The sequence below is a fragment of the Mycolicibacterium fluoranthenivorans genome (assembly GCF_011758805.1).
Taxonomy (GTDB): Bacteria; Actinomycetota; Actinomycetes; order Mycobacteriales; family Mycobacteriaceae; genus Mycobacterium; species Mycobacterium fluoranthenivorans.
The window spans coordinates 691,730-714,661 of sequence record NZ_JAANOW010000001.1; the positions used below are offsets into that span (position 1 = coordinate 691,730).

The 22,932-nt window shown below is 65.4% G+C and carries 23 protein-coding genes; 19 read left to right on the top strand and 4 right to left on the bottom strand.

What is annotated here, in order from left to right; translation table 11 throughout:
* Nucleotides 1-87: 87 nt before the first annotated feature.
* Genes FHU31_RS03360 through FHU31_RS03370 form a run of 3 tightly spaced genes read left to right on the top strand, consistent with a single transcriptional unit; the run spans nt 88 to nt 2,885 of the window.
* Complete coding sequence (locus FHU31_RS03360) at nt 88-789, top strand: response regulator transcription factor (protein ID WP_167155902.1); 702 nt, start codon at nt 88-90, stop codon at nt 787-789.
* The gene (locus FHU31_RS03365) at nt 776-1,813 is read left to right on the top strand and encodes a sensor histidine kinase (protein WP_167155904.1); all 1,038 of its coding nucleotides are present in this window, start codon (nt 776-778) and stop codon (nt 1,811-1,813) included. Before FHU31_RS03360 ends, FHU31_RS03365 begins: the two co-directional genes overlap by 14 nt.
* A 13-nt stretch (nt 1,814-1,826) precedes the next feature.
* Nucleotides 1,827-2,885 (top strand): NAD-dependent epimerase/dehydratase family protein, encoded by a 1,059-nt coding sequence (locus FHU31_RS03370; RefSeq protein WP_167155906.1) that lies wholly within the window; start codon nt 1,827-1,829, stop codon nt 2,883-2,885.
* Nucleotides 2,886-3,013: 128 nt separating this feature from the next.
* Here the strand turns inward: FHU31_RS03370 and FHU31_RS03375 are convergent, their stop codons facing one another.
* A complete protein-coding gene (locus FHU31_RS03375; RefSeq protein ID WP_167160577.1) occupies nt 3,014-4,012 on the bottom strand; it encodes a GlxA family transcriptional regulator in 999 nt (332 codons plus the stop codon).
* Between the two features lie 326 nt (nt 4,013-4,338).
* Between FHU31_RS03375 and FHU31_RS03380 the strand changes: the two genes are divergently transcribed.
* From FHU31_RS03380 to FHU31_RS03405, 6 genes are read left to right on the top strand one after another with little or no spacing between them, the layout of a single operon-like run.
* Nucleotides 4,339-4,860: a DUF1097 domain-containing protein gene (locus FHU31_RS03380; protein ID WP_167155908.1), complete on the top strand. Its 522-nt coding sequence runs from the start codon at nt 4,339-4,341 to the stop codon at nt 4,858-4,860.
* On the top strand, nt 4,860-5,594 hold the full coding sequence (nthB, locus tag FHU31_RS03385; protein WP_167155910.1) for a nitrile hydratase subunit beta: 735 nt from the start codon (nt 4,860-4,862) through the stop codon (nt 5,592-5,594). Before FHU31_RS03380 ends, nthB begins: the two co-directional genes overlap by 1 nt.
* Nucleotides 5,591-6,211 carry a nitrile hydratase subunit alpha gene (nthA, locus tag FHU31_RS03390; RefSeq protein WP_167155912.1) on the top strand — a complete coding sequence of 207 codons (621 nt, stop codon included), beginning with the start codon at nt 5,591-5,593 and terminating at the stop codon, nt 6,209-6,211. The genes nthB and nthA overlap by 4 nt, the downstream gene beginning before the upstream one ends.
* Nucleotides 6,208-6,525, top strand: a complete 318-nt coding sequence (locus FHU31_RS03395; RefSeq protein ID WP_167155913.1) for a nitrile hydratase accessory protein — start codon at nt 6,208-6,210, stop codon at nt 6,523-6,525. The genes nthA and FHU31_RS03395 overlap by 4 nt, the downstream gene beginning before the upstream one ends.
* A gap of 19 nt (nt 6,526-6,544) precedes the next feature.
* Complete coding sequence (locus FHU31_RS03400) at nt 6,545-6,769, top strand: CbtB domain-containing protein (protein WP_167155915.1); 225 nt, start codon at nt 6,545-6,547, stop codon at nt 6,767-6,769.
* A 17-nt stretch (nt 6,770-6,786) separates the two neighbouring features.
* The gene (locus FHU31_RS03405) at nt 6,787-7,611 is read left to right on the top strand and encodes a CbtA family protein (protein ID WP_208410124.1); all 825 of its coding nucleotides are present in this window, start codon (nt 6,787-6,789) and stop codon (nt 7,609-7,611) included.
* 36 nt (nt 7,612-7,647) lie between these two features.
* Here the strand turns inward: FHU31_RS03405 and FHU31_RS03410 are convergent, their stop codons facing one another.
* Nucleotides 7,648-8,817, bottom strand: coding sequence for a thiolase domain-containing protein (locus FHU31_RS03410; protein WP_167160579.1), 1,170 nt, complete (start codon nt 8,815-8,817; stop codon nt 7,648-7,650).
* A 114-nt stretch (nt 8,818-8,931) separates the two neighbouring features.
* The gene (locus FHU31_RS03415; RefSeq protein ID WP_167155919.1) at nt 8,932-10,782 is read right to left on the bottom strand and encodes a sigma-54-dependent Fis family transcriptional regulator; all 1,851 of its coding nucleotides are present in this window, start codon (nt 10,780-10,782) and stop codon (nt 8,932-8,934) included.
* A gap of 179 nt (nt 10,783-10,961) precedes the next feature.
* Between FHU31_RS03415 and FHU31_RS03420 the strand changes: the two genes are divergently transcribed.
* From FHU31_RS03420 to FHU31_RS03465, 10 genes are all read left to right on the top strand, one after another.
* Entirely contained in the window at nt 10,962-12,893 is a 1,932-nt protein-coding gene (locus tag FHU31_RS03420; RefSeq protein ID WP_167155920.1) for a hydantoinase/oxoprolinase family protein, read from the top strand.
* A gap of 46 nt (nt 12,894-12,939) precedes the next feature.
* Entirely contained in the window at nt 12,940-13,368 is a 429-nt protein-coding gene (locus FHU31_RS03425) for an acetone carboxylase subunit gamma (RefSeq protein ID WP_167155922.1), read from the top strand.
* A 29-nt stretch (nt 13,369-13,397) separates the two neighbouring features.
* Nucleotides 13,398-15,527, top strand: coding sequence for a hydantoinase/oxoprolinase family protein (locus FHU31_RS03430; RefSeq protein ID WP_167155924.1), 2,130 nt, complete (start codon nt 13,398-13,400; stop codon nt 15,525-15,527).
* Between the two features lie 39 nt (nt 15,528-15,566).
* Nucleotides 15,567-17,879, top strand: a complete 2,313-nt coding sequence (locus tag FHU31_RS03435) for a hydantoinase B/oxoprolinase family protein (RefSeq protein WP_167155926.1) — start codon at nt 15,567-15,569, stop codon at nt 17,877-17,879.
* 79 nt (nt 17,880-17,958) lie between these two features.
* Nucleotides 17,959-18,747: a hypothetical protein gene (locus tag FHU31_RS03440; RefSeq protein WP_167155927.1), complete on the top strand. Its 789-nt coding sequence runs from the start codon at nt 17,959-17,961 to the stop codon at nt 18,745-18,747.
* A 9-nt stretch (nt 18,748-18,756) separates the two neighbouring features.
* The gene (locus tag FHU31_RS03445) at nt 18,757-19,569 is read left to right on the top strand and encodes a CoA transferase subunit A (RefSeq protein ID WP_167155929.1); all 813 of its coding nucleotides are present in this window, start codon (nt 18,757-18,759) and stop codon (nt 19,567-19,569) included.
* Complete coding sequence (locus FHU31_RS03450; RefSeq protein WP_167155931.1) at nt 19,569-20,201, top strand: 3-oxoacid CoA-transferase subunit B; 633 nt, start codon at nt 19,569-19,571, stop codon at nt 20,199-20,201. The genes FHU31_RS03445 and FHU31_RS03450 overlap by 1 nt, the downstream gene beginning before the upstream one ends.
* A 36-nt stretch (nt 20,202-20,237) precedes the next feature.
* Nucleotides 20,238-21,293 carry a zinc-dependent alcohol dehydrogenase family protein gene (locus tag FHU31_RS03455; RefSeq protein ID WP_167155933.1) on the top strand — a complete coding sequence of 352 codons (1,056 nt, stop codon included), beginning with the start codon at nt 20,238-20,240 and terminating at the stop codon, nt 21,291-21,293.
* Between the two features lie 182 nt (nt 21,294-21,475).
* Nucleotides 21,476-21,925 carry an SRPBCC family protein gene (locus tag FHU31_RS03460; protein ID WP_167155935.1) on the top strand — a complete coding sequence of 150 codons (450 nt, stop codon included), beginning with the start codon at nt 21,476-21,478 and terminating at the stop codon, nt 21,923-21,925.
* An 89-nt stretch (nt 21,926-22,014) separates the two neighbouring features.
* Entirely contained in the window at nt 22,015-22,461 is a 447-nt protein-coding gene (locus FHU31_RS03465) for a response regulator (protein ID WP_167155936.1), read from the top strand.
* A gap of 9 nt (nt 22,462-22,470) precedes the next feature.
* Here the strand turns inward: FHU31_RS03465 and FHU31_RS03470 are convergent, their stop codons facing one another.
* Nucleotides 22,471-22,860 (bottom strand): STAS domain-containing protein, encoded by a 390-nt coding sequence (locus tag FHU31_RS03470; RefSeq protein WP_167155939.1) that lies wholly within the window; start codon nt 22,858-22,860, stop codon nt 22,471-22,473.
* Nucleotides 22,861-22,932 lie beyond the last annotated feature (72 nt).

Here is a 22,932-nt window from a genome sequence, read left to right on the forward strand (position 1 = left end):
CGGCCGACCAGCATGGGGAAGGGCCCAATCATGACGACTTCGTGACATCCATGCAGGTAGCGCTCATACCCGGCTACTGTCGATGGCGTGACGAGGGTGCTGATCGCCGACGACGACCCGGTCGTACTCGATGTCGTCCGGCGGTATCTGGAGCGCGACGGTCACCAGGTCTCGGTGGCTCGCGACGGATCAGAGGCACTGCGGATGCTTGACACCCAACAGGTCGACCTGGCCGTGCTCGATCTGATGATGCCCGGCCCTGACGGCCTCACGTTGTGCCGAAGCGTGCGCAGCGGTGCGGACTCCGGACTGCCCATCATCTTGTTGACCGCGCTGGGCGAGGAGGACGACCGTATCGCCGGCCTTGAAGCCGGGGCCGACGACTACCTCACCAAACCGTTCAGCCCGCGCGAGCTGGCTCTGCGGGTGCGCTCTGTGCTTCGGCGCGCACCCGCCTCCACAGTCGCCCCTGCCCTCTTCCGCAGCGGTGGTCTGACGGTGTCCACGGCGGCCCGGTCGGTCACCGTCGATGGTGCGCCGGTGAGCATCACCAGCCGCGAATTCGATCTGCTGGCGTTCCTGATCTCGCATCCCGGCACCGTGTACTCGCGTGAGCAGCTGCTGAAACTGGTGTGGCAGTGGGACTTCGGTGACTTGTCGACAGTGACGGTGCACATCAAGAGGTTGCGGGCCAAACTCGGTGACCAGCACCGCGTGCAGACGGTATGGGGGCGGGGCTATCTCTGGGGCGCGCCGGAACAGGAAGGTGGCGGTCATGCCGTCAGCTGACGTGTGGGAGATCATCGGTTGGGCGCTGGCCTGTTCGGTGCCGGTGGTCCTCGCCGGTGCGGTGATCATCCGGTTCGCGCGGTCATGGTCACTGGCGCTGAGCATGGTGGCACTGGTCCTCATTCCCACTTTGGCCACGTTCACCGGTGTCCTGGGCGCGAGCGGATTCATGATCACCGAGACCTTCGAGCGCACTGCGGTCGTGCTGGTCATCGTGTCGGTGGTCACGATCCCGGCGGCCGTGATGCTGGCCCGCTACCAAGCCCGTCGCACCGTGTGGGAACGAGAGATCCGCGATTCCGAGCGGGCGGCCGAGCAGTCGCGCCGGCGGCTGGTGGCCTTCGTCAGCCACGACCTGCGCACCCCGCTGGCAGGTATTCGCGCGGTGGCCGAGGCGATCTCGGACGGACTGGTCGAACCCGGCGAGATCCGGAGGCACGCCGAACACATCGAGCAGGAGTCGATCCGCCTGGCCGATATGGTCGACGACCTTTTCGAGATGTCCAAGATCAACGCGGGCGCCGTACAGCCCGCCCACGACACCGTGGCACTGGACGAGGTGGTCGACGATGTGGTGGCCACCCACCGGATCGCGGCCGAACGAGCTGGTGTGCTGTTGCGGGCCAGCCTTCCCCCTGAACCCGTCCGCGTGGTCGGTAGTGATCGCGCGTTGGTGCGCGTGTTGTCGAATCTGGTGGCCAACGCCATTGCGCACACACCCGAAGGAGGTCATGTCGAACTGACACTGGGCCGCGACGAGCACGGTGCCTGGGCGCGCGTCGACGACACCGGTGTGGGTATCGACGAGAACGATCTCGCCCGCGTCTTCGATGTCGCCTACCGGGGTTCCAACGGCCGTGTGCCGCGGGCCGATTCGTCGCTGCCCAGCGGATCCGGGCTGGGGCTGGCGATCGCGGCAGGTCTGGTGCAGGCTCATCGCGGGACCCTGTCCGCACACAATCTGGGCACCGGGGCACGGTTCGAGGTGCGTTTACCGCTGGCGGATCACGAAGGCACGCAATGATTCTCACGACATCATGAGGGTGCTTCTCACGGGGGCGGCGGGATTCATCGGCAGCCGGATCGCCGCGGCGCTGAGCGCCTCCGGGCATGACGTCGTCGCCGTCGACGCGATGCTCGCTGCGGCGCACGGTCCCGGCGCGGCGCTGCCGGCGGGCTGCACGCAGCTCGATGTGCGCGATGCAGACGGATTGGCCCGGGTCCTGCAGGGTGTCGACGTGGTGTGTCACCAGGCGGCCGTCGTCGGGGCGGGGGTGGACGCATCCGATGCCCCTGCCTATGGCGCGCACAACGATTACGCGACCACCGTCCTGTTGGCGCAGATGTACGCCGCGGGGTGCCGCAGACTGGTGCTGGCGTCATCGATGGTGGTCTACGGACAGGGGCGCTACCGCTGTGCGGTGCACGGCGCCGTCGACCCGCTGCCGCGCACCACCATCGATTTGGATGCGGGCGTGTTCGACCATCGCTGCCCGGCCGGTGGAGAGACCCTCCAGTGGTGTTCGGTCGACGAAGGGCAACCGCTGCGGCCGCGCAGCCTGTACGCCGCCAGCAAGACCGCCCAGGAGAACTATGCACTGGCGTGGGCTGAGGCCACCGACTCCACGGTCATCGCGTTGCGCTATCACAACGTCTACGGGCCGGGCATGCCGCGTGACACTCCGTACTCGGGTGTGGCGGCGATCTTCCGGTCCGCTCTCGAAGCCGGACGGGTGCCCGCGGTCTACGAGGACGGTGGGCAGATGCGGGATTTCGTGCACGTCGCGGATGTCGCGGCGGCCAACGTGGCTGCGGTCACCGCCTGCGCCGGACCGCAACGCGCGCACTTCGCGGCGTACAACGTGTGCTCGGGCCGTCCGGTCTCGATCATGGAGGTCGCCCAATGGCTGTGCGCCGCCCGTGGCGGCCCGGGACCGGAAGTGACGGGGCGTTACCGCAGCGGCGACGTCCGCCATATCGTCGCCGACCCCGCCCGGGCAGCCGCGGAGATCGGGTTTCGCGCCGCGATCGACCCGGCCACCGGGCTGACGGAATTTGCGTTCGCGCCGCTGCGCGGAACTCCTGGCTTGTCTTAAGCGAGCGACCGACCCGGGCGCCGGGTCGATACTGGGCGGCCGCGCAGTCGTGTGAACAGTCCGACGACCATGGACCGGCGCATTGAGCCGGCGGCACCTGGATCGCAGGGCGTGGAAGGTTTCGTCGGCTAGCGGTGGATGCCGGTGGTACGGAATCGGCTTCGATATGTGCTGGGTGAGACCCCGAGAGCGCGCCGAAAGGCGCGCCGCATGGTGTCCGCAGACCCGAAGCCGGCCCGGCGCGCGACGGCTTCCTGACCGTGATCTCCGGTCGCCAGTAGCACTTTCGCCGCCTCGAGTCGCGCCTGTTCGACGAACCGGGCCGGAGTCAAGCCGACCTGATCGTGAAACATGCGTACCAGGTGTCGTTCGCTGACCGCGGCACGCTCAGCCATCGCCGCGATCGAATGATCGGCGCCCGGGTCGGCAACCACCGAGTCGAGGATCTCGCGAAGTCCACTCTCGACCGGCAGCGCAGCCTCGGTCCAGACGCTGAACTGGGCTTGACCGCCGGGGCGCTGCAAGAACACCACCATCCAACGCGCCACCCGCCGGGCCACGTCGGGACCGTAATCGCTTTCCACCATGGCCAGGCCGAGGTCGATGCCCGCGCTGATTCCTGCCCCGGTGATGTACGGCCCGTCCTGGACGAACAGCGAGTCCGGCACCACTTCGATCTCGGGATATGTACGCGCCAGCTCCTGGCAGTGCGCCCAATGCGTGGTCGCCCGGCGGCCGTCCAGTAGACCGAGCGAGGCCAGCACGAATGCGCCGGTGCACACCGAGGCGACCCGCCGGGCCCGCGGCGCCAGTTCACCCACCATCTGCAATGCCGCCGCAACGACGTCCGGCGTCTGCTCTTCGGGGATATCGTGCTCGCCGGGCGTGAATGAGAAGTCGGGCGGCACCCCGCCAGGGACGATCAGTGTGTCGATCCGGTCGGGCACCTCGGCCAGCGACATATCGACCTTCAATGAGACGAACGACGTCGTGTCGACGGCCTCGCCTGTGGGCGAGGCCAAGATCACCCGGTAGTGCGCTCCGAAATCATTTGCCCGGGCGAATATTTCGAGTGGCGCGGCGACATCCTGCAGCGTCACCTTGTCGTACAACGCGAACACGACGATCTTGGGCGCCTTGGATCCCCGCGCTTTCGCGGGTTGGCGCCCTGCGGCGGATAGCCGCGCTGAGCTGCGCGTGTCCGACACCCGGTGATGTCCTTTCCTGGCCCCCAGCCGAGGTGACAGTCAACGTAGCGGCAGACGGGTACGACGGCAACGGGGGCGGAGCCCAGAACAGTGCCAAGTCCGGAATTGCGCGATTCGTGTCCGGACCTGACGGACGGAGCAATCCATGTGTAACACCGCTGAAACCCACTGGCGCAAAGCTGATTTCAGCCTAGCTCGCTCCGAAGCCGAAGCGAGCTATCCCCTCAGATTTCCGAAGGTGAGCCATGGATTCTCGAACAGCCTTGACGCTGAGCATCGGCGTGCTTGGCGGCGTGGCAGTCGCATTCACTGCTGAAGTCATCACAGTGCCCATCTGGGTGGTGTTCCTGGCCTGGGCGTCGTTTTTCTTCGTCGGCGGCGGCGTGGCCGGCTGGGTCCGTTCGGTCTCGTCGAATCTCGTCGGTGTGGTGATCGCTTCCGCCAGCCTGTATGCCGCCCATCTGATGGGCGGCGGCCTGCTGGTCACTGCCGTCGCCGTGGGCGTCGGCAGTGCAGTGATGGTGCAGGCGTCCTGGGTGCCGCTGCTGGCCACCACCCCGGCCGTCGTCGTTGGATTTGCCTCCACGGTGTCGACGGTCGCCGGGCGGGGCAATGACATCACCGTGACCACCATCTCGCACCCCGGCCTGGTCGCCGCCGTGGCCTGTGTCCTCGGCGCATCGTTCGGTTTCTTCTCCGAATACCTCGCGACGGTCATGACCAAGAAGTCCGTTGTGACCCCATCCACAGAAGGAAGCCCTGCCTGATGAAACTGCAGCACTATCTCGGTGGCCTTGAAGGCCTGCCCGAGCCGCTGACGCTGGAGAAGCGTGTCTTCGTGGAGGACTGGGAGAAACGGATCTTCGGCATCCATGTCGCGATGATGGGGTTGTCCAACCATCTCGGATCGGCGTTGCCGGAGTACCCGATCGATGAGGTACCCACCGCGTTCAAAGACGAGTGGACGTGGGCCGACCTGCGCACCGGCGCAGAGGCGATGAACCCGTTCGACTACTTCAAGTTCCGCTATTACGAGAAGTGGTTGGGCGGCATCACCCAGTTCTTCATCGATAAGGGCTATGTCACCGAAGAGGAACTCGCCGACCGGATTGCCGAACTGACCCCGCCAGCAGGCGAAGACCTGCCGGCCATCGACGATCAGGTGATCGCCTATCTCCGCCTCGGCGACAGCCCGCGCCGCGACGTCGCGCACCCGAAGTTCGCGGTCGGCTCGCAGGTGCGTATCACCAACGTCCCTGCCGACGCGCACAGCCGACTGCCGGGATACCTGCGTGAGCGGGTCGGCGTAGTGGAACGGGTCTTCGAGGGCGACTACGGCTACTTCACCCATACCAGCGACGGGATCGGTGACCCGATGCCGATCTACATCGTCGAATTCGACCCGGCCGAAATCTGGGGCCCACGCGCCGAAGGCGGCCCGTTGAAGCTCTACGCCGAGCTGTTCGAAGCCTATTTGGCACCGATCGAGGAGGAAGCATGACCGGCCAGTTCGCCTACCCGCCCGACCGCGAGGAGATCAGCGCCAAACAGGTGACCGCCTTGGAGGCGCTGCTCATCGAAAAAGGCGTCATCACACCACAAACCGTCGACAAGGTGCTCGCCTACTTCGAGACGGAGATGACCCCACTCAACGGCAAGAAGATCGTCGTCAAGGCGTGGACCGATCCGGAATTCGCGGCCAAGATCGTCGTCGACACCCCGGCGGCCGTCGCCGAACTGAACCTGCCCGAGGGTATGGCCGGTGCCGAGGGTGAGCACCTGCAGGCCGTTGCCAATACGCCCGGGGTGCACAACCTGGTGATCTGCACGCTGTGCTCATGCTTTCCGTGGCCGGTGCTCGGGTTGCCGCCGTACTGGTACAAGGATCCGACATTCCGGTCGCGGGCCGCGCGGGAGCCGCGCAAGGTGCTCGCCGAGGTCGGAGTCGATCTGCCGGCCGATACCGAAATCAAGGTATGGGACTCCAGTGGCCATTCGCGATGGTTCGTCATCCCCGAAAGGCCGGAGGGCACCGAGGATTTCACCGACGAGATGCTGATGGATCTGGTGACCACCGAGTCGATGATCGGCGTGGCGTTGGCGGGTCCCGCGTCATGAAGTTGCACGAGACCTGCACCACCGACCAGGCTGCCCCTCAGTTCGACCACGAATGGCAGCGCCGGGCATTCGGGTTGGCCCTCGCGCTCTCGGAGTTCCGGCACTACCCGTGGAGTGAGTTTCAGCAGACGCTGATCGCGACGATCGGGGAGTGGGAAGCCAGCCCGGAACCCGAACGGGGGCAGTGGGAGTACTACGACCACTGGGTTGCGACGCTCGCGAAGCTCGTCGACCGCCACGAGCTGCTGACCGCCCCGCTGCTCACCGACGCCAATGATCACGCCATCGCCCACGACCACGATCACGATCACTAGAACTACGAGGACTTCTGATATGAACGATGCCAACCCCGCCCTCGGTGCGCCACTCGCCGACCTGCGTGCAGCAGCTGCAAGCCTCGCCGTACCGGTCCAGCTGGCTGTCCTGACCCTGCTCGCGCTCATCGCCTACTACTTCGTCGGCTACGACCAAGGCGCAGTGTCCGTGTTCGGTTCGGACACCCACGTTCACGAGTTCGTGCACGACGCGCGACACCTGCTGGGGTTCCCGTGCCACTGAACGTCGAATTGCCCCCCATGCTGCGGTATCTCGTGCCCGGTGTGGTCGGCGGCATCGTCAGCTTCGCGTTCAGCCGCGTGATGATCGAGCCGTTGATCAATTCGGCCGTGGACTACGAAGGGGAACGCGAGCACGCGCAGGCCCAGCTCGCCGGAGGTGATCACGAGCACGGCCACGAGCTTTTCACCCGGTCGGTCCAGGAGAACTTCGGTGCCGCCGTCGGAATCATCGCGATGGCGGTCGCGATGGGTGTGCTGTTCGCGGTGGCCCACACCGTGCTCCGCACTGTGCTCGCCCGGCGCGGCTTCGCCCCCGATCCCACCGCCCTGGCCCTGCTGCTTGCGGCGGGTATGTGCACGGCGATCGCGTTGGTGCCGGGCCTGAAATACCCTGCGAATCCGCCGACCGTCGGGCTGGAAGAAACCATCGGTGCCCGAAGTTCGGCGTTCCTGACGATCACCGTGATCTCGGTGGTGGGTGCGTGTGTAGCGGTGGCAGCCGGCCTGGCGTGGTCGCGTCGGTGGGGAAGCTGGCCGGCTGCTGCCGTCGCGGTCGGCGGTTACGGCTTGGTCATGCTGGTGGCCTTCGTGTGGTTGCCCGGCTTCCACGAGGTCCCGGGTCCGATTTCCGGGCCGGACGGCGTGCTCGTCGACGGCTTTTCCGGCGAGGTCTTGGGCGAATTTCGGGTCTATTCGGTGCTGAACCAGGCGTTGATGTGGCTGACGATCGGTGCGACCGGGGCATGCCTGTCGGCGCTGTCATCGTCGATGCGACGCAGGAACGGACTGTCGTCCCTGGTGACGGTCGGTGGACCGCCCGCAGGTGCTCGACCGGAACGATGACGATATGAACGGGTTTGATGGCACAGGCCTGCCGGCTCAGCCGCCGAGCACCGTGGCGTAGTTGGCGACCGCCAATCCGCCCATGTTGTGCACGAGTCCGAGTTCCGGGGCCGGCAGCTGCATGTCCCCGGCGCGACCGGACAGCTGCAGTGCGGCGATCACATGCTGGGACACCCCGGTGGCGCCGACCGGGTGGCCTTTGGCCTTGAGGCCGCCGGACACATTGACCGGGAGCCGCCCGTCGCGGAAAACCCAACCCTCGTCGATCGCGCGCCGGCCCTGCCCGCGCGGAGTCAGCTCGAGCATCTCGTAGCAGATCAACTCGGCGATGGTGAAACAGTCGTGGACCTCGGCAAAAGACAGCTGGTCGACGGAAGCGCCCGCCCGCATGAGTGCCTCATGTACCGCCTTGCGCCCGGCGGCGAATTCGAGCACATCGCGCTGGTTCTTTTCCAGTCGGTCGTTGGCATGCCCGAAACCCAGGATCGTGGCCATCGGGTGGTCGGGGTCCTTGCGGAGGACGAGAGCTGCCGCACCGTCGCTGACCAGTGAACAATCGGTCCGTCGCAGCGGTTCGGCGACCACTGGATTACGTTCTGAGACCGTCGAACAGAACTCGATGCCCAGGTCTTTGCGCAGTTGCGCCCACGGATTTGCGCAACCGTTGAGGTGATTCTTGGCCGCGATGCGCCCGAGGGTGTCGCCGAGCCAGTCCTGCGCGTGGTAGCGGTCCCGGTATTGCCGTGCCACCTCGGCGAAGACGCCGGCGAATCCCTCCGGCGACTGGGTGCCGGCGAGCTCGGCGTCGGCCCCGAGCAGGGCGCTCGCCACCTGGGCGCCGCCGGCATGAGTCATCTTCTCCACGCCGATCACCAGCACGGTATCGGCGAGTCCGGACAGAATCGCCCGAATCCCTTGGTGGACAGCGGCTGAACCCGATGCACATGCATTCTCCACCCGGGTCATCGGGATTCCCCACAGCGCGGGCTCGGCACCGATCGGCAGTGACGAGGGGAAGGCGAAGGGCGTCAGTCCGCTGTTGAACTGGGACACGAACACCTCGTCGACCTCGGCGGGTTCGATCCCGGCGTCCTTGATCGCACCGACCGTGACGGAGCCGACCAGGCTCGCCACCGTTTCGTTCTCGAGTCTGCCGAACGGGCTGTGCGCAACGCCGATCACGCCGACCCGGGGTGCGGGAATCATGGTCACTGGCTCTCCTCGTTTGTGCGGCGGGGCGCGATCGGTCGGCCCCTGTCGCCCGACGTTAGCGGGAGAGAGAGTTGTTGCACTGTCCTATCTTTGGACAGTTTCTTGCCGTCATACGGTGATGCCGTAGGTCTTGAGCTTGCGGTAGAGGCTGGAGCGGGCCATACCCAGATGGGTTGCCGCGGCCATCCGGTTCCCCGCGGACTCCCGCAGCGCCGCGACGATCGCGTCTCGCTCGGCACTCTCCAAGGGGGTCAACGTGTGCCGGGCGACCGTCTGGCAGTACCCAGGCACATCGGCGGTCTGGATCTCCCCGACGGGGCGCCGCCGCACGGCGTGCACCAGCGCCTCCCGCAGCTGGGATATGTTGCGCGGCCACGAATAGCGTGAGAGGAGCCGCATCGCTTCCGGGCTCATCCGCACATGACGTTCGGGGGCGATACCCCGGAGCAGAGCGGCGGTCAGGGCAGGCAGGTCGTCGGTGCGGCAGCGCAGGGGTGGCACGGCGATCGAGATGTCGAAGTAGTGAAGTAGCTGGCGAAACGGCAGATCGGCTGTCGACGAACCGTCCGACGCGGTGGCCACCATCCACACCGGACCGTCGAGCGACACCAAAGCCTCGAAGTAGGCGGCCAACCGCTCCACCCCGTCCGTGGTGGCCTGGTCGATGTCGCGGACGATGTGCAAGGTCGGTTCCGCCGAATCACCCAGCAAGGTCGCGAGATCCGACGGCGGGCCCTCCATACCGAGCTGTGTCGCATCCACGGAGATACTGCGACCAGCGGGGTAGACCGAGTGGAAGAGCTCGGCCACCAACGTGAACTTCCCGACGCCGCTCTCTCCGACCACGAGGGCGGGCTGGGTTCGTCGAAGCGCTTCGCGCAGCTGGGCTCCGGCCCGAACCCAGGCTGGAGTCGTCCCGCCGGCCAGAGACTCTCGTGCCTGGCTCAGGCCGTCGATGATCTGCGACGTGTGCGGTGTGGCGATCGCGATCGGTGGAAGCTGATGCACGCTGAAGTCGGTCGGCGATCCGGAATGATGGGCGAGCACCAGGTCGGCGATCACCACGATCCCGGCCACATCGGAACCCGCAAGGATCCGAGTGCCGCGGATGTGCACGAGGCGCTGTCCATCGGGAAGCGCCACCGTATCGGTGACGCGGTCCTTACCTGCCATCAGGAATGTCGCATGCTCGCGGAGCACCCGCTGCTCGTCGGCGTTGAACATCTGCTGCGCCACCGGATTGGCAATGAACACTGACTCGCCGAACCCGAACACGGCTTGGCGTTCCGCGCGTGCCGTCACCTTGAGATAGGTGTCGAAGATGGCCCGCTGGGCTTGGCCGCGGTCCATGAGGAGATTGTGGCCGATGTCTTTGGCGGCGCTCTTGGCGAGCGTGTGCATCAGCGGACTCCACGAGTGTGACAGCGCGGAGATATCCAGCACTCCAGCGACTCGTCCGGTCACCGGGTCGATCACCGGAGCGCCGGTGCACGCGAACATGTGCAGGTTCTCGCTGAAGTGTTCCGGGCCGACGACGCTGATCGACTGCCCCGCTTCGAACACCGTGCCGATCCCGTTCGTACCCATGGTGGACTCCGAGTAGTCGAAACCGGGCGCAAGGTGAACTCGATCGAGAAGTCGGGCGACGGCGGCCGAACTGTCGATGCGTTGCACCACGCGGGCCTTGTTGTCGGTCAACACGATGACCATCGGCATGTCCACGGTGTCGATTTCCAGCTGCTGCAGCACGGGGCGGGCCGATCGGATGAGCAACGACCCGGTGTCGATCTCGTCGGTGAACTCACTGTGCGGCTGCGACACGTCGACCCCCGCGGCCTGGCTACGTTCCCACGAAGCCGCGACGAGTTCGGAGACACCGGCCGCCCCGGAGCCACCGAACTCCAGGAAATCCGCCCGAGCGGCCGCAACCCGCAGCATCCGCGCCGCGCTGTCGGGCATAGGTGACTCCTGTCCGTCTGGGTCGAGGCCTCCAGTGTGAACGAGAGCCAGATCACATCCAAGCGATCACGCTGTCCCATTTTGGGACACGCCACCGGGGTGAGACGTGGGCAACGTTAATGCCAGAGATGTGTCACGGAGCACATCGGATGCGCAGTGAATCCTGAGAACGGAGCGGCATGGAAACCCTGATCAACATCGACAACGGTGGCACGCTCACCGACATCTGCGTGTGGGACGGCGGTGCGTTCACCTTCACGAAGACCCTGACCACGCAGCATGACCTGTCGGAATGCCTGTTCGCCGGTATTGAAAAGGCGTCGCAGGCTCTATATGGCGAGGCGGACATCACCCGGTTGCTGCACGCGACCGAGCACATCCGGTACTCCACCACGCAGGGCACCAATGCCCTGGTGGAGCGGCGGGGACCGAAGATCGGTGTCCTCACCACGATCGCCGATCTGCAGACCGCGATGCAGCAGACTGCCGCCGAGGAGAAGCTGTTCGCCGGTCTGGTGGCCGACCGTTTCCTGAGCCTCGATTCCTCCGCCGACGACGAGACCTTCGAGTTCGACGCGGTACAGAAGGTCAACCGGTTGACCACCTTGGGTGCGGCCCGGGTCGTCATTGCCGGGAGTGACCCCGAGCAGGAGCGGCGGCTCCGGCACGTCTTGCTCCGTAAGTTCCCGCGCCATCTGCTCGGGTCGGTGCCACTGATCTACAGCTGGGAGCTGGCCGGCGACCGCAATGACATCAGGCGGGTGTGGTCGTGCGTCGTCAACTCGTTCCTCCATCCCACGATGGAGCGCTTCCTCTACAGCGCCGAGCGCCGGCTCAAGGACTACAAGGTGGCCAACCCGCTGCTCGTGTACCGCAATGACGGGGCGTCGTCGCGGGTCGCCAAGTCGATCGCGCTCAAGACCTACTCCTCGGGTCCGCGGGGCGGGTTGGAAGGCACCTCGGCCCTGGCCAAGGTCTACGGCCTCAAGCACGCCCTGATGATGGACATCGGCGGCACCACCACCGATGTCGGCATCGTCGACGACGGTGTGGTGGCGGTGGCCGATCGGGGCGCCATCGAGGACGTCGAGATCTCCTATCCCATGAGCGATGTCACGTCCGCCGGTGTCGGTGGATCGTCGGTGATCCAACTGGTCGACGGTGCGCTGCGGGTGGGCCCGAAGTCCGTCGGTGCCGCGCCCGGTCCGGCCTGCTTCGGCTTCGGCGGCAAACAGGCCACCATCACCGACGTCAACCTGCTGCTCGGCATCCTCGACCCCGACACCTACCTCAACGGCACCTTCAAGCTCGATCCGAGTCGGTCGAAGGCGGTCATCGCCGAGACGATCGCCGCACCGCTGGGCATCTCACTCGAAGAAGCCCTGATCCGGATGGAACATGCCTACTTCCAAGCATTGTCCACGTCGTTCGCCCACCTGGTCCGCGACGACACGACGCTGCTGGCGTTCGGTGGCGCGGGACCGATGAGCGCGGCCGGCGCAGCGCGGCTGGCAGGTGTGAAGCACGTGCTGATTCCCCGGACCGCCGCGGTCTTCTCCGCGTTCGGCATCTCGTTCTCCGATATCGGCAAGACCTACGAAGTCATCGTTCCCGGAACGTCCACGGGGGCGGCCCGCCAGACCTATGACGAACTCCTGGCTCGAGCCGAGCGGGACATGTTCCAGGAAGGCTATTCGCTCACCGACTGCGAAACCTCATGGACGTTGCTCGTAGAGAACGCCGACGACCGGGATTCGGTGGACGGCTCCAAGGTCTCGCGCTTGCCGTATCAGCCGGGCGACGAGGTGGACTATCCCGGGTGCGTGGTGTCCCTGCAGCTGAACGCCACTGCGCGGTTGTCGCATCCCGCACTGGAACAGGGCAATTCGGTGGAGCCCTGCCCGGCCACCTCGGTCAGCCATCGATCCGTCCGCGCCACGGCAGACCGGGTCGACGAGATCCCCGTATACGTCCTCGATGAACTGAGCCCGGGTCACACCGGCGAAGGGGCGGCCATCATCGAAGGTCCGTTCTTCACCGCACGGGTATTGCCGGGCTGGACATTTCGTGTCACGTCGGCCGGCGACCTGCTGCTCACCGACAACAACTGACCTCGCTTCACCCAGACCAATTCGTTTAGAAGGAAGGAGACTTGCGATGCGAGTCCCCATGACCGAATACCTCGTCATCGATCTGGACACCGAACGGTGGGTATGCCGCGTGTGCGCCCATGACATGGGTTCGGCACACGAGAACTACAAGCCGGGCACCCTGGTCTACGACCGCGACCCGCGCGAGATCCACCAACCGATCATCGATCCCGAGCGTTACGAGTACACGTTCAGCCCGGACCCGACGTACTGCCGGATCCTGGAGTATTACTGCCCCGGATGCGCCACCCAGATCGAGTGCGAGTACCTCCCGCCGGGACACCCACCGGCCGTCGACATCCTGATCGATATCGCAGCGCTCCGAAAGCAATGGGAAGAACGCGGCGTCGACGCCGAGGCAGTCCACAACTACGGCCCCGGCGAAGACGCGCAGAAGTACACGGCCGCGCTCAAAGCATCCGCCCACCACCACTGACACGAACCTCAACCTGGAGAACTACTGACATGAAACGCATTTCAGTCGACATCGGTGGCACCTTCACCGACTGCTTCTTCGTCTGGGACGACATCTACGTCGACGCCAAGGCGCTGACCACCCACCACAATCTGGCGATCGGGTTCAACGATGCACTCGACCTCGCGTGCAAGCGCGCCGGGCTGGACCGCTCCACGGTGCTCTCGGAAGTGGACTCGGTGCGTTATGCCACCACGTTGGGCACCAACGCGCTCATCGAACGCAACGGACCCCAGGTGGCGGCCATCGTCACCCATGGGTTCGAGGACACCATTCCGCTGTCGCGTGGCCGTGGCTACGGCGAGGGCCTGGACTATTCGATGCAGCAGAACCTCCCCGCAGCCGAGCGGCCCGAACCACTGGTGCCCCGGGCGATGATCCGATCGGTCAAGGAACGCATCAACTCTGCGGGCAAGATCGTCGCCCGGCTCGACCCCGACGACGTGCGCACGGTGGTCCGCGAACTCGTCGATGCCGGCGCCGAGGCGATCGTGGTCTCGACGGTCAATTCGACCGAGAACCCGGAGCACGAACTGGCCATCCAGGAGATCATCCTGGACGAGTTTCCGCCGCACGAGCTGGGAGCCATCCCGGTGCTGCTCGGGCATCAGGTCTCCGGCCGCAAGGGCGAGTACGTGCGCGCAACGTCGACCATCATCGATGGTTACCTGCACGAGATCATGCTCCACGCGCTGGCACAGTTGTCGACCAACCTCCGGGACTTCGGTTACGACAAGCCGATGTTGGTCATCCACAACTCCGGTGGCATGGCCCAGATGAACTCGACGGACGCGCTGCAGACCATCCATTCCGGCCCGATCGCCGGTGTGGGTGCCGCCGAACACCTTTCGAGCGAGACCGGGATCGGTCATGTCATCGCCACCGATATGGGCGGCACCTCGTTCGATATCGGCCTGGTGCCCGAGGGAGGCGTCAAGCACTACGACTTCCTGCCCACCATCGACCGGTGGCTGGTATCGGTTCCGATGGTCCACCTGGACACCCTGGGCGCCGGCGGCGGATCCATCGCCAGCTACGACCGCATCCACAACTCGATCAAGATCGGCCCGAAGTCGGCGGGTTCCAATCCGGGCCCGGCATGCTACGACCGCGGCGGGCTCCGTCCCACCGTGACCGACGCGGACCTCCTTCTCGGGTACCTCGACCCGGACAACTATGCCAACGGTTACATCAAACTCAATCCGAAGCGCTCGCTGTTCGCCATCGAAGAGGATCTGTGCGACCCCCTCGACATGGATCCGATCGACGTGGCACGGGTGATCAAAGACGGTGTCGACGAGCAGATGGCCATCGGTATCGGCAAAGAACTGCGGGTGCGGGGCTATCTTCCCGAGGATTTCACCATGCTCGCCTACGGCGGCAACGGGCCACTGCACGCGTGCGGTGTCGCGCGGCACGCCGGTATCAAACGTGTTCTGGCGCCGCCCTTCTCCTCGGTGTTCTCGGCATGTGGTGCGGGCAATATGAAACAGCTGCACTTCCACGAGCGCGGTGTGCACATCACGATGTACAACGCCACCACGCGTTCGCTCTACGCCAACTACACCGAATTCAACTCGGTGGTACAGGAACTTGAGGATGCCGGGCGGGAAGACCTGATCCGCCAGGGGTTCTCCGAGGAAGACGTCCGGTACCGGCTCGAGCTCGACATGCGGTATGGCAACCAGCTGCTGACGCAAGCGGTGGCGCTGACCGACCTCCACCGCATCAACGGTGTCAAAGAGGTTCTGGAGATCATCAAGACCTTCGGCGATGTCTACAGTCACCGCTTCGGGGCCTCATCGGCAGCGCCGGAAGCCGGAATCCGATGCAGCACCGTACGGGTGGCGTCATTCGTCGACGGCGATGTGGTCAATTTCGAATCACTGGAGCACGGTGGCGCGCGGAGCGCCCCGACCCCGGTCGGTAGTCGCACGGCGCACTTCATCGGAATCGACGATCCGATCGACACCCCGGTCTACGAACAGGATTCGCTTCGTCCGGACCGGGTGATCGCCGGTCCGGCAATCGTCACCACCGAGAACACCACATTCCTGGTCGAGCCCGGTTGGCGGCTCGAGCCCACGGCCCAAGGCGCCGTGTGGTTCCTGCAGGACTGACCGAAACCCTGAACCGTCGAGAAAGTTGAGTAAAAGACCATGACCACAGTCAACGAACGGCCCGCCACCACGCTGACGAACGAAGAACAGCAGTGGGTGGACAAGTTCATGGACGAAACCACGCTGTTCCTGGGACCCGACGCCGGGATCATGCGCAGCCACAGCATCTCCGAACGTTCGGCGCACGAAGAGGTGGCGCTTGCCGCCGGCGTGGATCGGCTGCAGGTGGAACGCATCCGTAAGCGCATCGCCGGTGCCCTGGACGAGGGTTACGAGATGTGTGAGGCCCAGGGCGCGGCCCCGGGAGCCAAATGGGGCGACCTCACCACGGCCATCTACACCGCCGCCGGCGACGTGTCGTACCTTTCGTGCCACGGCGTCATCGCCTTCAGCGCGATCCTGCACCACCCGATCCGGTACATCATGAAGTACTGGAAGGACGAACCGACCGTGGGCGTCCACGAGGGTGACGGATTCATCCACAATGACGCCAGGTACGGCAATGTGCACAACACGGACCAGTCGATGATCATGCCGATCATGCGCGACGGCACCATCATCGCGTGGGTCGCCGCCACCATCCACGAAGGTGAGAACGGCGCATGCGAACCCGGCGGTATGCCGTCCGGGTCAGAGACGCCGTTCGACGACGGCCTGCGCATGAGCCCGTTCAAGATCGTCGAAGGTGGTGAGCTACGCCGGGATCTGCTGACCTTCCTTCAGCATTCGGTGCGAGATCCCAAGCTGCAGCTGGCGGACCTGAAGGTGAAGATCACCGCGGTGCGCAAGATCATGGAGCGCATCGACAAGGTGATCGACGAGGTGGGTGTCGATACCTTCGTGGGAGCACTTCGGACCACCATCGAAGACGTCGACGCCGAGGTCCGTCGTCGTATCTCCGAGTTGCCGGATGGCACCTACCGGTTCGACCAGTTCATGGACAGCACGCTCAAAGAGAACATCCTCATCAAGATCGCGTGCAAGATCACCGTCAAAGGCGACTCGATGACCGTAGACCTGCGTGGCACCGGGCCGGAAATCATGAACCGTGCCATCAACTCACCACTGTGCTCCGTGAAATCCATGATGATGCAGGCAATCCTGGCGTTCTGGTGGCCCGATCTACCGCGCTGCACCGCGGCGATGAGCTGCATCGAGATCATCTCGGACGAGGGCACCTGGGCGGACGCGTCCTATGACGCCCCGATGGGGCAGTCCCTGCAGGCCTCGTTCCGCGGATTCTCGGCGATGCAGGCGCTCTACAGCCGGATGTCGTTCTCCACGCCGCACAAGTACAGCAATGTGGTTGCCAACTGGTTCAACCAGATCAACACCTTCCTGTGGGGCGGCATCACCCAGCACGGCGACATGGTGGGCAACCTCTGCGCCGACCTCAACGGAATGCCCGGTGGGGCAAAGCCCTTCCGCGACGGAGAGGACGCGGTCTCGCCCCTGTTCTGCGCCATGGCCGATACCGCCGAGCAGGAGGTGATGGAGGAAGAGGTGCCGTTCATGCAGCTCGTGGCCAAGCGCCTGGTCCGCGACAACATGGGCTTCGGCAAGTTCACCGGCGGCATGGGTTACGAGATGATCGTCGCTGCCGAGGGCTCCCCGGAGTGGGGATTCATGACCGTGACCTCCGGTGCCAAGTTCTCCTCCATCTACGGGATGTACGGCGGATACGGGTGCGGCACCTACCCGCTGGCCATGGTCAAGGGCACCAACGTCTACGAACACTTCCGGCAGGACAACAAGAAGTTCGACCTGTCCATCGAGAAGGTCATGAACGAACGCCCATTCCCGGACGGCCGGTACTCGACCTACCACATGGGGCTGCAGTTCGATCGGGCCAAGGACGGCGAGCTGTACATGATCAGCCAGGGCGCCGGCGGTGGCTACGGCGACCCGCTGGAGCGCTCGCCGGAATCGGTCATCCGGGACGCCGAACTGGGGCGCATCAGCCAGAAGGTGGCCGAGACCATCTTCGCCGTGCACTACGACCCGGCGACCTTCCGGCTCGACGTGGCACGCACCGAACAGGCACGCTCCGACGCCCGGCAGGCACGTCTGCAGCGCGGAAAGCCCTTCGCCGAGTTCTGCCAGGAGTTCGTCAAGCCGGAACCTCCGAAGGAACTTGCCTACTACGGATCGTGGGGCACCTGGGAGCCGGGCAACGAGGACATCACGGCGACCGTGTACACGATCGACGGCCCCGAGCGGGTGAAGGCCCCGCTGGTCGAGCTGCCACTGGTGGTGGTGCCGGACCGCCGAGAGGTCAAGATCGCCAAACTTCAGGAGCGCATCGACGAGCTGGAGGCGCGTTACGGCGAGACCGCGCGCAAACTCGCCTGACACACCGGTGGTGGCGGCCCCTCCCGCCGGGACCGCCACCACCGTCCCCCGACCGAGCCGAACGTCACAAGGATCCGCCATGAGCCTGAAAACCCTTGCCGCCGCGCCTCCCAGCGGGCGCCCTCGACCTTTGTTGATCAACGATGACGGCTATTCCACTGCCGTCATCCGCCAGGGCGCACCGATTCCCTGGACGGACACCACCCTCGCGGCCGGGCACTTCGGGCAGGTCCGCGGACTGTTGGATCCCGACAGTCACTGGATCGACGTCCGCCGGCTGATGGCCGCTCACCTGGCGGCTCGCCCCGAACTCGTCGAGGCGATGGGGGCCCGGTCCCGGACGGGCTACCCGCTGCGCACCTTGCTCGGCGACGAGGCGATGCTGGAGTCGCTGCTGGAGGTGCTGGGCACGGTGTCCCACACCACCCGACGCGGGCTGGTTCTGTACACACCGTCACCGGCCGCCTGGCTGTCGTGGGCGCACCAGATCGCGGGCAGCCCGATCGACGCCGTGGACCCCGACCGCGCCGACAGCGCGTCGATGTATGTCGCCGAATGGCTCGGGCGACTCGGCGAGCTCACCGTGGCTCTGGTACTGCTCGACGCGCGTGGGACTCCCTGCAAGACCGCCGAACGGCTGGACGGCTACACATCGATTGCCAACGTCGCGGGGCACTTCGACTGGTCGGTGGCGCTGTGGCACGACGGTGGAATCGAGACCGCGGCAGGGGATCCGGGGATCGTCGTCATTCCCGACCAGTTCTGGACCGCCACTGCCGAGGTTCCCGAAGGGGAGGTGCTGCTAACCACCATTCCCGACTCGGCCCAGCCCGAACACGTACTCGACCAACTCGCCACACTGCGCTGAAAGGACCGCATGGACAAGAAAGTTGCGACCGCCGCCGAGGCGGTGTCCGACATCCCGGACTCGATCATGCTGGCGACCGGAGGCTTCGGGATCTGCGGTATCCCGTCGGCGTTGCTGGCGGCCCTGGCCGAATTGGGCAGTCGGGACATCACTTTGGTCTCGAACAACTGCGGTATCGCGGGCGTGGGCAATTCGCTGTTGCTGGAGAAGCGGCAGATCAGACGTTTGATCGCCTCCTATGTCGGGGAGAACAAGGAACTGGAGCGGCAGTATCTGTCGGGGGAGGTGGAGATCGAGCTCAATCCCCAGGGCACGCTGGCCGAGCGGCTGCGCGCCGGGGGCTCGGGTATCGCGGCCTTCTACACCCGCAGCGGAGTGGGTACCCAGATCGCAGACGGTGGCCTGCCCATTCGGTACGCGGCGGACGGGTCGGTGGCCGTCGCCTCGACTCCCAAACCGGTGAAGGCATTGAGCTGGGACGGTGTCGAGCAGCCCTTCGTCCTGGAGGAGGCACTGCGCCCCGACTTCGCCTTGATCCACGCCTGGAAGGGCGACCGGCACGGAAACCTGGTGTTCCGCAAAGCCGCCCGGAACTTCAATCCGCTGTGCGCCATGGCTGCAAAGGTCACCGTAGCCGAAGTGGAGATCCTGGTGGAACCCGGTGAACTCGATACCGATGCCGTTCATCTGCCCGGTGTCTACGTGGATCGCGTGTTGCCATTGACCGCTGCCGAGATCGCCGGCAAGGGCATCGAGCGGCGCACGGTCCGGCCCGGGCCTGCAGATGAGGCCGATCGGCACTCGGAAGGTGAGGTGGCCTGATGGCCTGGGATCGGCATCAGATGGCGGCACGGGCCGCCGCGGAACTCAGCGATGGAGACTACGTCAATCTCGGGATCGGATTGCCGACGCTGGTCCCCGAGTACGTGCCCCGCGATGTGCACATCGTCCTGCAGTCCGAGAACGGGATCCTGGGCCTCGGGCCGTATCCGTACGAGGGTGCCGAGGATCCGGATTTGATCAATGCCGGCAAGGAGACGGTGACCACCTTGTCCGGCGCCAGCTTCTTCGACTCGGCGACGAGTTTCGGCATGATCCGATCCGGCAGGATCGATGCCGCGATCCTGGGCGGCATGCAGGTCAGTGCCCGTGGCGATCTGAGTAACTGGGTGGTGCCCGGAAAGCTCGTCAAGGGTATGGGCGGCGCGATGGACCTGGTGCACGGTGCGAAGAAGGTGATCGTCCTGATGGAGCATCGAACCAGGGAAGGGGCATCAAAAATCCTCGCGGAGAACACCTTACCGCTCACCGGTGCGGGCGTCGTGAACCGGATCATCACCGATCTCGGCGTGCTCGACATCGATGCGCAGGGATTGAAGCTTGTCGAACTGGCCCCTGGAGTTCACCCGGACGAGATGCGGCGCTGTACGGCAGCGCCCATCACGGTCGACTGAACCTGTGCCACAGAGTAATCGAGTGAGGAGCCTGTCATGAAAGCGCTGGTCTACCACGGCAATGGTGAGAAGTCCTGGGATGACGTACCGGACGCCACCATTGTGCACCCGACGGATGCTGTGGTGCGTGTCGACGCGGTCACCATCTGCGGTACCGACCTACACATCCTCAAGGGTGACGTCGCCACCGTGTCACCGGGCCGGGTGCTCGGTCACGAGGCGGTCGGCACGGTGGTCGAGATCGGTCCGGGTGTGCAGCGGGTAGCCGTCGGCGATCGGGTACTGGTGTCCTGTATATCGTCATGCGGAGTCTGCCGGTACTGCCGTGAAGGTTCCTACAGCCAGTGCCTTGGTGGCGGCGGGTGGATCCTCGGCCACCGCATCGACGGTACGCAGGCCGAATACGTCAGAGTGCCCTTCGCCGACAACTCCACCCATCCGATACCCGATCAGGTCGGCGACGATCAGATGATCCTGCTGGCCGACATCCTGCCCACCGCCTACGAGGTGGGCGTTCTGAACGGAAAGCTGCGACCGGCGGACGTGGTGGCCATCGTCGGTGCCGGGCCCATCGGGCTGGCGGCCGTGCTGGCGGCGAAACTGTTGAGTCCCAGCCATATCGTCGTCATCGATCGCGTGGACGCACGACTCGACATCGCGCGCAAGATCGGCGCCGACATCACCGTCAACAATGCCGACCAGGACCCGGCGGAGGTGATCGCGAGTCTCACCGACGGTGTGGGCGCCGATGTCACGATGGAGGCCGTGGGCATTCCCGCGACCTTCGACCTGGCGGTGTCGCTGGCCCGCCCAGGGGGACACATCGCGAACATCGGGGTACACGGCGAACCGGTGACACTGCACCTGGAGGATCTCTGGATCAAGAACCTGACCCTGACCACCGGGCTCGTCGACACCCGGTCCACCCCGACGCTGATCAAGCTGGTCGCCAGTCAGCAGATCGACACCTCGTCGCTGGTCACCCACCGGTTCGCCCTGTCCGATATCGAGCAGGCTTACGACGTCTTCTCCGACGCGGCCTCGTCCGGCGCGCTCAAGGTGTTGCTCAGCAATGACGCGGGGGTCCGCTGAACGACGGCAACACCGAGGCGTCATGCGGGCTGCGCACCCGTATTCGTCCCTGTCTCGCAGGGGTTTGCACCGCAAGGAAGGCGGGTACTCGCGCACATCGCTACGCCCTCGGCGAGGCCGTTCTTTCGCCGTCGACCCGTACAGGAGTAACCCGTGCCCACCTCGAATCAGTCGGCTGCCCGATGACCGTGTCACGGCAGATCACCGCAAGCCGCGAACGCGTGTGGGCGGTGCTGTGCGACGGGTGGACGTACTCGGGCTGGGTCGTGGGTAACAGCCGTATCCGGGCCGTTGGCGCCGACTGGCCGGATACCGGATCCCGGATCCTGCACTCCATCGGCACGTGGCCTGCGGTGATCGACGACGAAACCGTGGTGGTCAGTGTCGATCCGGGGCGTGAGCTGGTTCTGCTGGCCAAGGTCCGGCCGGCTGCCGAAGCGCGAATCACCCTGCACCTCAGTGATACTGCCGATGGTGGCTGCCAGGCGGAGATGAGTGAGGTCGCCGTGGGCGGCCCACTGAAATGGGTGCCCGACGCCGTAGCGCTCCTGGCGGTCGCCCCACGTAACAGGGAGTGCCTGTGGCGGCTCGCGATGATCGCCGAGCGCAACGAGCCCGACCAGGTCGAATGAGCGCGGTGGGTCCTGCACACGGCCGCCGCCTACCCGCGTGCACGATTCGTCTCTACGCTGTGACAAGAGGCGGCGGAAGGAACCTGTGAATGAGCACGCCCATGGACGCAAATGCGATCGTCATCTTGCTGGTCGAGGACGACGCAGGTGACGAGCTGATCACCCGGGAAGCGTTCGAGCACAACAAGATCAAGAACAACCTGTACGTGGCTCACGACGGCGAAGAGGGCTTGGACTTCCTGTATCGGCGCGGCATCTATGCCGATGCGCCGACACCGGATCTGATCCTGCTCGACCTCAACCTGCCGAAGTATGACGGGCGCCAGGTGCTGGAGCAGATCAAGTCCGATCCGGAACTGCGTCACATCCCGGTGGTCGTGCTCACCACGTCCGCGGCCGAGGAGGACATCCTGCGCAGCTACAAGTTGCACGCCAATGCGTACGTCACCAAGCCCGTGGACCTCGATCAGTTCCTCAATGCGGTGCGCCAGATCGACGAGTTCTTTGTCCAGGTGGTCCGGCTGCCGAAGGTCTGACGACCATCGTCACCCGCTGATGTCGGCGACGGCCTCGTCGAGCGTGGAGAACAGATCGATGATGTTGGCGATCCCGACCAGTTTGAGTGGCCGGCTGGTGGCGGGTCCGTCGGCGACGACGACCAATCGCACGGCCGGTGCCAGCTGCCCGTGGGCTTCGACGAGCACTCCCATGCCGGTTGAGGCCAGGAACTCCACGGCGGTCAGGTCCACCACGATCGCCGTGGGCGCGCTGCCCGCAGCAGCGGCGATCGCCGCCTTCAACTGTGGCGCGGTGAGCACATCGACCGTGCCGGCGACGGTGAGGACGCGCACGTCGCCGAGCTGACTTTCGGCGACGGCGCAGTGGGGCACGGCAGCGGGACCGGCGCTGTCACCCGGGTCTGCGTCGTGCGGCACATCTACCTCCGAAGTGTTCCTCTGCCTATCGGCAGTGGACTCATCGTAGCGGCGGCGGTGGATCCAGCCGTC